This is a genomic window from Gilliamella sp. B3464 (genome assembly GCF_026536145.1).
Taxonomy (GTDB): Bacteria; Pseudomonadota; Gammaproteobacteria; order Enterobacterales; family Orbaceae; genus Gilliamella.
The window spans coordinates 39713-52884 of sequence record NZ_JAFNOQ010000003.1 but is presented as its reverse complement, the minus strand read 5'-3'; the positions used below and the strand labels follow the sequence as shown (position 1 = coordinate 52884).

At 34.9% G+C, this 13172-nt stretch carries 8 protein-coding genes; 5 read left to right on the top strand and 3 right to left on the bottom strand.

Translation table 11 applies throughout. The features are described 5' to 3' along the window. Positions 1-66 precede the first annotated feature (66 nt). The 5 genes from nfsB (at position 67) to J3U57_RS04200 (ending at position 9003) form a co-directional block, all read left to right on the top strand. A complete protein-coding gene (gene nfsB / locus J3U57_RS04220; protein WP_267333500.1) occupies positions 67-711 on the top strand; it encodes an oxygen-insensitive NAD(P)H nitroreductase in 645 nt (214 codons plus the stop codon). Between the two features lie 424 nt (positions 712-1135). Then, entirely contained in the window at positions 1136-2710 is a 1575-nt protein-coding gene (locus J3U57_RS04215) for a hypothetical protein (protein WP_267343930.1), read from the top strand. Between the two features lie 541 nt (positions 2711-3251). Further along, complete coding sequence (locus J3U57_RS04210) at positions 3252-4886, top strand: hypothetical protein (RefSeq protein ID WP_267343929.1); 1635 nt, start codon at positions 3252-3254, stop codon at positions 4884-4886. 445 nt (positions 4887-5331) lie between these two features. Then, entirely contained in the window at positions 5332-6999 is a 1668-nt protein-coding gene (ettA, locus tag J3U57_RS04205) for an energy-dependent translational throttle protein EttA (RefSeq protein ID WP_267343928.1), read from the top strand. A 411-nt stretch (positions 7000-7410) separates the two neighbouring features. Then, a complete protein-coding gene (locus tag J3U57_RS04200; RefSeq protein WP_267343927.1) occupies positions 7411-9003 on the top strand; it encodes a hypothetical protein in 1593 nt (530 codons plus the stop codon). 111 nt (positions 9004-9114) lie between these two features. Here J3U57_RS04200 and J3U57_RS04195 read toward each other — a convergent pair whose 3' ends face one another. Genes J3U57_RS04195 through J3U57_RS04185 form a run of 3 tightly spaced genes read right to left on the bottom strand, consistent with a single transcriptional unit; the run spans position 9115 to position 12685 of the window. Beyond that, positions 9115-10749 carry a DUF2813 domain-containing protein gene (locus tag J3U57_RS04195; protein WP_267343926.1) on the bottom strand — a complete coding sequence of 545 codons (1635 nt, stop codon included), beginning with the start codon at positions 10747-10749 and terminating at the stop codon, positions 9115-9117. 15 nt (positions 10750-10764) lie between these two features. Then, complete coding sequence (gene rfaP, locus J3U57_RS04190; protein ID WP_267333494.1) at positions 10765-11568, bottom strand: lipopolysaccharide core heptose(I) kinase RfaP; 804 nt, start codon at positions 11566-11568, stop codon at positions 10765-10767. After that, positions 11555-12685: a glycosyltransferase family 4 protein gene (locus tag J3U57_RS04185; protein WP_267343925.1), complete on the bottom strand. Its 1131-nt coding sequence runs from the start codon at positions 12683-12685 to the stop codon at positions 11555-11557. The genes rfaP and J3U57_RS04185 overlap by 14 nt, the downstream gene beginning before the upstream one ends. Positions 12686-13172 lie beyond the last annotated feature (487 nt).

Genomic DNA, 13172 nt, shown 5'->3' with positions numbered 1-13172 from the left:
AAATCATTAATTTAGTTAAAAAATAAGTTATCGTTCATCATTAACCAATAAGGTGGAGTCAAAAATATGAATATCGTCGAAATTTCGCAAAAACGTTATACCACTAAACATTATGATCCTACTAAAAAGATACCTGTAGCTATTATTGAGCAACTTTTAACTGTTTTAAGAAACAGTCCATCATCGGTAAATTCTCAACCATGGCATTTTTATGTGATTGAGTCAGACACAGCAAAAAATAAGATTTTGCCTGCTTTTCCTGATTTTAATCAGCCACGCGTGACAGGATCGTCACATACTATTGTTTTTTGTATAAAAGTGCCATTGGATGAAAGTCATTTAGTGAATCTACTGAATCAAGAAGAAAAAGACGGTCGTCTGCCTTCTGAAGATTTAAAAGTATCGCAAGATCAAGGTCGACGTTATTTTGTTAATTTAAATAGTGCAACCCCTGAATCGCAACAGTGTTGGGAAGAAAAGCAAACTTATATTGCATTGGGGCAACTTTTGTTTGCTGCTGCGGCAATTGGTGTTGATTCTACGGCTATCGAAGGATATGATTCAGCTAAAATTGACGAAATTTTAGATCTTAAAAGTAAGGGATTGAAAAGTGTTGTAGTTGCGACATTAGGCTATCGCGCTGCTGATGATGGCAACGCACATCGACCAAAATCACGTTTACCGAAAGAACAACTTTTCACTTTTCTATAATTTGCCGCTTTGACATTAAGAATTGTTGTGTCGATTCATTCATTCGACGCAATAATTCTCAATAAAAAATAATATTACTATCGTTTTTGATATGCTCACAAATCCTTTTATACTTTTTCTACGCTATATCGATATTGTGTTGTTGTGTTGAGTTGTTCGTATAAATTAATTTATTGTCTGTTCAATTTAAAAAAGTTATTTATAGATTATTTTTTTTATATATGTAAAAATAAAAAATAACGAATAATCAAAATGATTGTTTATTTAAACTTCAAAAGGACTTGGATTTTAGGTTTTGTGTATGTTCAGAATTAAGGATTTTCACATATATAGTAAATATTCTATTTGTAAACTTTTTATAACAAAGAAAAAACTAGTTTTCTTATTTTTTACTCATTTTGCAGTTAATATTTTTAATCAATTAATGTGGCTTCTAACTTTCAAACGGATTTACCCTTCCAATAAGGTTATACACCTAAAACTTAACTCAACGGTATCTATTATTGGTATTCATTTTTTATTTATTCTTTTTTCACCTTATACCGAAGCGTTATCAAATATTACTGTTAAAACCATTGCAGGCAATGTACCTTATTTACAATTAAAATCAGATCAAGACGGAAATGTAGGGACTAAAATTAAAGGATTGAATGAATTACTTGGTTTTAGAATGCCTACAACAGAAAATAATAACGCATTAAAATTCGTTGATGTAAGTGAATCGCTCTCTTTTGGTGGTAAACCCTTGCAAATCCCTGAAGGAACTAAATTTTCTGATATCATTACGATGGTTCCAGCTAATGGTCAGGCAAATGCATTATCTCAATTCAACGTTGGTGACGATGATGGTGATGCTTCCCTTACTGAAAATACAACCATCGAAGGCACTCTAACAGCAACCTGGTATGATAATAATAACGTGATAAATGATTTAAGTCGTGAATTCAATGTGTGTGGAGGGCCTTACTTTTTAAAAATTAGTGCTCAAAACGTTGCGGTATCGACTAAATACGGTCAACCTAATAAAAACATTTATGGTAGTCAACCCGTTATTACTTACCAATTTATGCTTGAGGGAGCACCTAAGTTATGCTTTGTTCAACCAGGTATGAATGTTTATAAGAATAGTTCTTACATGACTAAGTATCCTAATGGTTATAACCCAGAGGTATGGGATTCTGGTACAAGCCGATCGTCGACTTATCAACGAGGTGGGGGATTTAAAGCTGAACAATTTAAACCGATAACCGGTTTTAAATATATTACCTTCAAGTTAATTGGCTCGGGAGCCGATCAGAGTCAGTATCGTTGCCAATTAGATAGCAGCAATAGTATCAACTGGGTTACATTGCACTCTTCGGTCGCAAGTGAAGGCTTGGGTGCAAATTGCTATGTACGTTATGACAGTGTCACTAAGCCCACAACACCCTTAACGATTAATATGGAATATACTGCTGATAAAGGCAAAACTTGGCAAAACATCGGTAAAATTACGCTCCCTATACCACAAAAATGGGCAATAATACCTACGCGATTAAAAGGATTTTTAAATGATAAGGATAGTTATACAGCCTACGATGAATGTAGAAGAATAATAGATGGTCAAACAATACCCAAAACAACATCCGCTCAGGTTAATGATATGTCAGAATCAGGTAAAGCTTGGCGACAAAAATATCTGTATCGAAGAGATGAATTGACCAACTCTTTACAAGCTAACACACCAGAAGGGACAGCTAAACCAATAGATAATGCCAAAAAATATACCTATTCTCGAGATTTAGGTACTTTTCTTAGCGAATGGGGCGCTCAAGAATTTGCAAGCTTTCTTTGGACAGCTGAAATGTATCGCACAAACCAGCCATTTGCTGTATACGGACACCCATCAAATGATTCGTTGGGAAGCATTCAGGATGTCGTGTCTTTTCTTGGTGAGGTTCAATCAGCACAAATTTTATGCCGGGGCGAAAATGGAATCAGCACACTCCCTACAAAATAAAAGGGTTACCTAATAAATTATATGTTGTTAGTCGTTTGTCAGGTTAGATATTGATAATCTGACAAATTGTCCATAACGTGGTATTTAACTACATTATAATTATAGTCAAAATACCACTTAGGTCGTAAAACTGTTATTTCGAAAATCTAGCCCTATTGTTTCAGATTTTACTTTTGCTGAGTCGTCAAACGTCAAATGGGTAAAATTGTTATGTCGATTCATTCATTCGGCGCAATAATTCTTCATAAAAAATAATATTATTATCGTTTTTGATATGGCTTTAATCCTTTATAGTCATTCAACTCCATATCACTATAATCTATATCAATTGTGTGTTGAATTATGCTTGTCAATTAATTTATTGATTTACAAATTTAAACAATTATTTATAGATTATTATATTCAAATATGTGAAAATTAAAAACAATCAACACTGTGTTGTTATACCGTTAAGTGATAACTAATGTTATAGGTTTGATATATGTTTAAAATTAGGAAATTTTTCATAGATGATAAATATCCTATTTATAGGTTATTTATAATGAAGCGAAAATTAATTTTCTTATTCTTTATTAATTTTAAATTTAATATTTTTAATCAATTAATATGGCATCTAATTTTTAAACGGATCAATCCTTCCAATAAGGTTATACACCTAAAACTTAACTCAACGTTATCTATTATTGGTATTCATTTTTTATTTATTCTTTTTTCACCTTATACTGAAGCATTATCAAATGTGACAGCTAAAACCATTGTAGGTAGTGCACCTTATTTACAATTAAAATCAGATCAAGACGGAAATGTAGGGACTAAAATCAAAGGATTGAATGAATTACTTGGTTTTAGAATGCCTACAACAGAAAATAATAACGCATTAAAATTCGTTGATGTAAGTGAATCGATCTCTTTTGGTGGTAAACCCTTGCAAGTACCAGAAGGAACTAAATTTTCTGATATCATTACGATGGTTCCAGCTAATGGTCAGGCAAGTGCATTATCACAATTCAACGTTGGTGATGATGATGGTGATGCCTCCCTTACTGAAAACACAACCATCGAAGGCACACTAACAGCAACCTGGTATGATAATAATAACGTGATAACTGATTTAAGTCGTGAACTTAATGTGTGTGGAGGACCTTACTTTTTAAAAATGGGTGCTCAAAACGTTGCGGTATCGACTAAATACGGTCAACCTAATAAAAACATTTATGGTAGCCAACCCGTTATTACTTACCAATTTATGCTTGATGGGGGACCTAAGTTATGCTTTGTTCAACCAAATATGAATGTTTATAAGAATAGTTCTTACATGACTAAGTATCCTAATGGTTATAACCCAGAGGTATGGGATCCTGGCACAAGCCCATCGTCGAATAACTTGCAACAAGGTGGTGGATTTAAAGCTGAACAATTTAAACCAATAACCGGTTTTAAAGATGCAGCTTTCATGTTAATCGGCTCGGGAGCCGATCAAAGTCTGTATCGCTGTCAACTAGATAGCAGCAATAGTACTAACTGGGTTACATTGCAATCTCCGGTCGCAAGTAAAGACTTAGGTGCAAATTGCCAAGTACGTTATGACAGTGTCACTAAGCCCACAACACCCTTAACGATTAATATGGAATATAGTGCTGATAAAGGCAAAACTTGGCAAAACATCGGTAAAATTACGCTCCCTATACCACAAAAATGGGCAATAATACCTACGAAAGTAAAAGGATTTTTAGATATATTTGATGGGTATTTAGCCTACGATGAATGTAGAAGAATAATAGATGGTCAAGCAATACCGAAAACAACATCCGCTCAGGTTAATGATATGTCAGAAGCAGGCAAAGCTTGGCGACAAAAATATCTGTATCGAAGAGATGAATTGACCAACTCTTTACAAGCTAACACACCAGAATGGACAGCTAACGCAAGTGTTGATTCCAACAAATATCCCGCTGCTCGAGATTTAGGTACTTTTATGAGTGAATGGGGCGGGCCTTATTACTTCGGAACCTATCTTTGGACAGCTGAAATGTATCGTACAAACAAGCCATTTGCTGTAATCGATTATGGTTTGTTGGGAAGCGTTAAGGATGACGGTTTTGATCTTGGTCAAGGTCAATCAGCACAAATTTTCTGCCGGGGCGAAAATGGAATTAGCACACTCCCTACAAGATAAAAGAATTACCTAATAAATTATATGTTGTTAGTCGTTTGTCAGGTTAGATATTGATAATCTGACAAATTGCCCATAACGTGGTATTTAACTACATTACAATTATAGTCAAAATACCACTTAGGTCGTAAAACTGTTATTTCGAAAATCCAGCCCCATTGTCTCAGATTTTACTTTTGCTGAGTCGTCAAACGGGTAAAATTGTTATGTGAAAGAGTTGTTTTTTTGTTAACCTATTGATGAACTTGTTATTATTTAAGTCAGATAAATATTGTCAATAATAAGTAGCCTATCAATTGCGGTGAATAACTCGCTCCATCACTAGTTAATCAGTTAATTGTTATAAATAACCCTAGACCCTATTGTCAGAATCGTTACAATATACGCCATACTTTTATAGTAAAAGGTCTCTTTTACTAGGTTTAACCCAATAAGCGGATGATGTTTTATGGCGCAATATGTTTATACAATGAATCGAGTGGGGAAGATTGTTCCTCCTAAACGTTATATTTTAAAAGATATTTCTTTAAGTTTTTTCCCTGGCGCAAAAATTGGTGTGCTGGGTTTGAATGGGGCAGGTAAATCAACGTTATTACGTATTATGGCGGGCGTTGATACCGAAATTGAGGGTGAAGCGCGTCCACAGCCAGGTATTAAAATCGGTTATTTATCACAAGAACCGAAATTAGATCCAAAACAAACTGTGCGTGATGCAATTGAACAAGCCGTTGGCGATGCCAAAAAGGCATTAGCAAGGTTAGATGAAGTTTATGCAGCTTACGCTGATCCTGATGCCGATTTTGATAAACTTGCTAAAGAACAAGCTGAACTTGAAGCAATTATACAATCGCAAGATGCACATAATCTGGACAACCAACTAGAACGCGCTGCCGATGCGCTACGCCTGCCTGATTGGGATGCCAAAATTGAGAATTTATCCGGTGGTGAACGTCGCCGTGTTGCCATTTGTCAGTTATTGCTGGAAAAACCCGATATGTTATTAATCGACGAACCGACTAACCATTTAGATGCTGAATCGGTGGCTTGGTTAGAGCGTTTTTTACATGACTATGAAGGTACAGTGGTGGCTGTAACCCACGACCGTTATTTCTTAGATAATGTCGCCGGCTGGATTTTAGAGCTTGATCGTGGCGAAGGCATTCCATGGGAAGGTAACTACTCTTCATGGCTTGAACAAAAAGATCAGCGATTGGCTCAAGAAGCCGCAACCGAATCAGCGCGCCGCAAATCGATTGAAAAAGAGCTGGAATGGGTGCGCCAAAACCCGAAAGGCCGCCAAGCAAAAAGTAAAGCCCGTTTAGCGCGTTTTGAAGAATTAAACAGTAATGATTACCAAAAACGTAATGAAACTAACGAACTGTTTATTCCACCTGGGCCACGTTTAGGCGATAAAGTGATCGAAGTGAGTAATTTAACCAAGTCGTATGGTGATCGGGTATTGATTGATAATCTTTCATTCAGTATTCCTAAAGGCGCGATTGTTGGGATTATTGGTCCAAATGGTGCGGGTAAATCAACACTGTTTAGAATGCTATCGGGTAAAGAGCAACCTGACTCAGGTACCATTACTTTAGGTGATACGGTGCAATTGGCGTCAGTCGATCAGTTTCGTGACAGCATGGATGATAAAAAAACAGTGTGGGACGAAATATCCAATGGGCAAGATATTATGCGTATTGGTAATTTTGAAATCCCAAGCCGAGCCTATGTTGGACGCTTTAATTTTAAAGGCGTTGATCAGCAAAAACGAGTCGGTGAACTCTCTGGTGGTGAGCGTGGACGAGTGCATTTAGCCAAGTTATTACAAGTTGGTGGCAATGTACTGTTACTCGACGAGCCAACCAATGACTTAGATGTCGAAACACTGCGAGCACTCGAAAATGCGTTATTGGAGTTTCCGGGCTGTGCATTAGTGATTTCGCATGACCGTTGGTTCTTAGATCGCATTGCAACCCATATTCTCGATTACCAAGACGAAGGGCATGTTGAGTTCTTTGAAGGTAACTTTACCGAATATGAAGAGTGGAAAAAACGGACCTTAGGTGCAGAAGCCTTAGAGCCGAGACGTGCCAAATACAAAAAAATCACAAAATAATCATGTTTTGCAGGATTTCTGCTGTTTACTGCAGTGGAAATCCTTTAGCATTGATATCAACTATATCCATATTCGTTAAGCAAATACTTTCCAAGCATTTTTCACCAAACGTGTCTTTTAATTAATTTAAAAGATAGTTTCTAACTTTTTTTGCCCTCATCTATCTATTGAAATTTTATCCATTTTTTCATCATATTGAATGATTAACACATAATGATTTTCAATATTAACGCTCAAATAATCATAGCTAAAACGTAATGTAAATTTTGATTCTCAAAATAATTTGAAAAAAAATTAAAGATATTTAAATTTTGGTCGATATTGAACAGGTTATGATAAGGATATCTAAAATTAATATAGAGGAAAACACCATATTTTTCTGAATAAAAACTTTTTAATAATAGGTTGCCAATGAATAGTATCAAACTAGTTTGTTTATTTTTCATCAGTATTATCTTAACTTTTTCTCACCAATTAGTGTTATTTATCTTTTTTAGATGGATTATTCTTTTTAAAAAAATCCCATTAGCAAAAAACAATTTTAGCTCTTATATTGCTGTTGTTAGCTTAATATCTATGATTTTTACGGTTAACGCTAATGCGTTAACTGCGGTGACCATTAACAAGATTAATGGTAGTAAACCTTATTTAACTTTTGATAAAGGTAAAACGAAAGTAACAAGTACAGAAGGTTTGTTAAGTGTAACGTTACCAGATGGTCGTCAGTATGTGTCATCCGGTGATATGGCACATTTATATCCAAATGCGATCGTTAATGATTCAACTATGACAAATCCAATTATTTTAAATAAAGGAGAGTTAGATTTTGTTAATATAAAAACATTTGTTCCACTTAAAAAAGAGGGGAATAGTAATTATCCGAGTGTTGCTTTAAACAGTTTAATCAAATTATATAACTATTGGGGGGATGATGATGGTGATGGCAACGTAACGGCTACCGGATCGTTAACGCTTTCATGGATAAATAAGCAAGGGCAAAATGTTACCAGTATGATTAGTAATAATACAATTACAGCATTAGATCCCTGTGATGCACCTTATCAACTCAATATTCAAACAACTGATGGTCTATTATCAACCCAGTATGGCATACCGAATACTACGCGTTTTAATGCTGCAACAAGTGTTTACTATATTACCCCAAAGATAGATATGCCTTATGTGTGTTATGCTCAGCCCAACTTTTCTATGGATCAGTCATATGGACCAAATTGGGTGAGTAAGAAAGGATTTAGAGTCGATAATATTGATAATGTTGCAAATAACTTTCCTACAACCGGTTCAAATGGTCTTCATTTTTATTTATTATTAGCAGGTATTACGCCAAATCAAGTTATTGCTGCAAATGGTGCTACCGTTTTCCCTGAAAATGGTAATAAAACCGTTAATTTGTCATTAACTGTAGAACAGACACAGAATTGGAATGGGCAGCCACAGTTGGCATTAAAAATTCTATTAAATGGACCAACCCAAGATTCTACTAATAAATCTTTCACTCCCTCAGAGTTTAAACTCTATTCTGATAATAATCATAGTCAGTTGCTTTATAATTTTAAAATCGAGCGTTGGTACATAACTAAGATTGAACAGGCAAATGGTTACGAAAATGCCAAAGCATTTTGTAATAATCTGGGGGCTACCTATCGAATACCAGGAGTTGAAGATTTTACTAATGGAAATGGATATGGCTGGGAGAATGGAATTCCAGGTCAGGGTAACTCTTATCGTCGTCAAATCAGTTATAAAAATGGTGATAAGTGGGTTGGTGGTTTAATGAATGAATGGGGGTATCTGAGTAACACGTCTACTGATTATCCTGCTGCAAAAAATTGGGATGGTTCAGGTATATACTGGACATCACTTGCTGTACCCAATATGTATGGTTTGATTTATGATATTAATAATGGAATGTATTCACAAGGTTATATCGGCTATAATATGCCATCAACATTAACACATCGTGTTGTTTGTGTGTCTCCTTGAAAGCATGAGTAAAATAATTTATTCACGCTATAATACAGTGTTTTTTCATAATTTAACTGCGCCGCCAATCAAATTTGGTGGCGTTTTATCTAATTTATGAGCTTATTGTTTTCAACGTTGAATAAAATCTTTTGATGACTGAATTATTTTGGCGAAAGTATGGGTTAATAAGCTTGGTATCGCATCTATACCTCTAGATTTTGCATCATCACAAACAGCAATAGCTAAATCCGGTTTTGAGCTTTTATGGATGGCTTTTTGAATAATTTTAGATACAGGCATATCGATATGTTCAATTGTATTATAAGCTGCCTGTTTGTACACATGACTAAAGCCATGTTTAAACAAAAAATTCTCGATATCTTTTGCCGGTAATATCGTAAGATAGTCATTCGAATCTTCATTTTGTGGGGTGAGCGATTTAACCGTATCGGCATATTTTTTTCCAGCCATATCGCCATCAGTAATCACATACCAATGGATCCCCATCTTATTAGCATATTTTATTAAAGGTTTTAAACCACATTGCGCAAATTCTAGTAATTGCACACCTTCAGAACCTAGATGATAACCACTTTGTTCGGCTAATTCACGCAACAACCATACTTCTGTTTCACCTTCAACTAATAACCAGCAACGAGCAAAAAGCGCTAATGGTCGACGATAAAGTACATGAAATAAAATACGGCGACTATCATCAGCACTCAGTGAATGAGGGGCAACATATTTTGTCACAATTTGACCGGGTAGACGGATTAACCGATAAATACTCTCTAATGGAAATAATGATACTAAGTCACTGGAGTTTGAGGTAATAATTTTTTGTGCTGGCAGGTGTTTAAGCAGGCGAAAACCAACCGATAAAATAATGGGATGTAATTGGCTTTCAGGTTCTTCTAAAATGAGAATTGGCATCGAGCTAGGTGAAAGGGGATTGTCACCTTTAGCGTAAACAATTGAATCAAAAATACCTAATAAAGCGGTTCGTAAATAATTATCATTAATATTATCTAAAGCATTATTGATACGTTCAAGTGAATTCCAATCTTCACGATGTGGGCTTGTTTTTTGTGGTAAATGTTTATAACGATAACGTTGAGCTGGATCGATAAAATAGTATTCTAACAAAGCACGTGCAGCTTTTAATCCTCGTTGTAATTCCTCTTCACTAATCGAGGCTGAATGTTGCTTTAATTGATTAGACAGTTCATTAATGAAGTATTCTGATAAAGGTTGGTTAGTGATGGGTAAATCATCTGCACTTAAGGTGTTTTTCAATGCCATTACAGGATTAAGATTAAGAACAATAGCAATCAGCAATTTATGATCTTCAATAGTAAAAGGATTATTGTTTTGGTCGACTAGCAGATGCTGAGTTACAATTTTACTATTTTGTTGTTTGGCGGTGATTTGATAAGTTATCCGTCGTAATTGATCTTCTTTAGATTGATAAGTAACAGGCAATAATGCTTGATAAGCTTGATTATTGAACTCGTTGGCATAGGATTGACAATACGTTACTTTAATACTGATATGATTGTCATTAGGTTTATCTTTATCACGATAAAAGTCAGAATCAACAAATTCATAAAATTTATTGTCTAGCGACAATAACATTAAAGCGCTAATTAAACTCGATCGCCCCCATCGGTTTTCACCAATCAGCACACTTGCTTCTGTATTAAATTTTAACGATAATTGACTTACACCCCTAAATCCTACTATATCAATTTGTTCAATAAACATCGTATTTCCTTATTGTTAAAGATTATACTTCTCGGTGCGTTTACGTATTTTTTCTGCTTTTTGTTCTGTATTGCTAATTAATTTATGCTCATCAAGCAAAATGGTTTTTAGGGGTTTATTGAAATAGACTTTCAAAAATAACCAAATATCGCGCTTTGTTAAGCCAATATTCGTTGATGAAAAATAAAGTCCGATCAGATCTTTATCACGCCAGCGTCTAGGCACTTTATTACGTGTTTGAGCTCGGTGTAAATCAATCACTGATAACTTAATCTGTTTTTGATGTTCAAATAATGGTATATCAAGTAAAAAATGACATAAATAACAATCACGATGATTAACACCAGCTGCATGCATTCTTGCTGTCATATTAGCTAAATAGATAATTAGTGAACGTTTTAAATGATAATTGGGTGGCGAAGTTAGCCATGTTTTTGTAAAGTCTTCTAAACTAATGGTTGGGTTTAAATCCTTAGTAACAATAAATGAATGGCGAGTTAAGGGATTTAGGCCCTTTCGACCAAATGCTCGTCCATCCATAGTATTAACTTTGGCTTGTTCTAAACGAGCAATCGCATCCCATTCTTGTTTAGCATCTAAAACAGGCAAACGTAGTGATAAAAGATTTTTAACAATCTCTTTAACTGTTGTACCTCGATGAATCTTAATAAAATAAGATTCATCATTAAATTGGAAATTTAATGTTTTACGTTGTTTTACTTCCCGATAAACTTTTCCCGATATTAATTCAACTTCTTGAAAGGGATCTTTATCTTTCCATAATTGTGCAAAAGGTGATTTAAGTTTAATTTCGTTCATGATTATCACAATCTAAAATAATATCGGCAGCACGCTCAGCTAAGTGGTATAAATCAGTAGCTTGACCGTAATATATAGCATTATTATGCCAGATCAATCGTTGCGCTTGATTGGTTATCGCATTGTCAAGCGCGCAATTTAAATCTGCTTGCACAAAAGGTTCAATCAGTACAAAACCAGCATCGGCATCGTAGACATGATAAGCATAACCAGAAATACCAGAGACAATGACTGGTACACCTGCGGCTAAACCTTCAATTAATACCATGCCAGCAGCTTCCTGCCTTGCTGGGTGTAATAATAGATCGGCTGCAAAAAGAAAATCAGGGATATCATTACGGCCAGAATAAAACCTGACTTGATTGCCAATATTCAAAGCTTTAGCCATTTTTTGATAAGGTTGCGCATTATCTTGCCCAACGACTAAATAAATTACTTTTTGCCTCAACTCAATGGGTAAGGAGGCAATAGCATTTAACGAACGATCAACCCCTTTACGTTTAAAGTCAGATCCAATTTGCACTATCACAAAAGCATCAAGCGCAATTTGATTGGCTTGTCTAAATTGTTGACCTTTAAGAGGCGATGCTAACTGGTATTTTCTATCCGATGCAATGCCCGGTGGTAACAGATAAAATCGTGAAGGTTGAGTCTGATAATATTTTTCAAAATCACTAATTTGCTGTTTAGTTAGCACCATTATTTTTGTATGATGAGCGGCATTAAATACTGCATCTTCGAAAGCTAAATAGTGTTGACATCGTTTAGATAATTTATAAAGCAAACCTTTGTGTGCTACTTTTTCGGCAAAACATGTGTCGCCAGCAAAATAGACATCCAAGCCAGGCATTTTGTTAAAACCGACAACACAATCAACAGGGTTGGACTCAAGATGAGCTTTAACCCAATTATAATAAGATTGATTTCGGCTGTGGTTTGAAAAGCCCTTTTTGGCGACCTTTATAACTTCAAATTCATCAGGTATATCGCCTTGCCACTCCATGACATAAACACGGATCTTATGACCACGATCACAACAAGCCTTAGCAATTTGCAAAAAATCACGTTGCAAACCGCCATAAGGAAAATATTTATAGATACAAAAAGCTAATTGCATGCAAATTGCCTCGAGTAATAAAGGGGTATTATATACTCAGTATTGATTGTTGCGCAAAGTTTGATTTTTAGTAGTGAGCCTTATCACAATGCTTAGTACTGACGAGTTTATAAGTATCGAGTAATCTTATTCATAGCGAAATAATCGATAAGTGTAAATCATTTGAATGATGAATCCTTTTTCACAAAGATTCATCACGTTTATTGAACATTCTGTTATCGACAAAAAATTCAATATTATTAATATTACTTCATCCTATAAGCAAAAAATAGAGGTAAGAGGTAACGTTAAATCAATAATGATAGTTGTTATAGGATCAGTGTCATTCTATGTTGCAGCTTATGATCAAACTTAACCATAATCTTTTATTGGTATTGAAAAATCAGTTATTTTTAACGGGTAAAAAGAAGTTAATGATGATTAATATCTAATTAAAATGAACGTATATTTAGCTTGAATCTGGTTAAAGCAAGACTTGCTTTTAGAC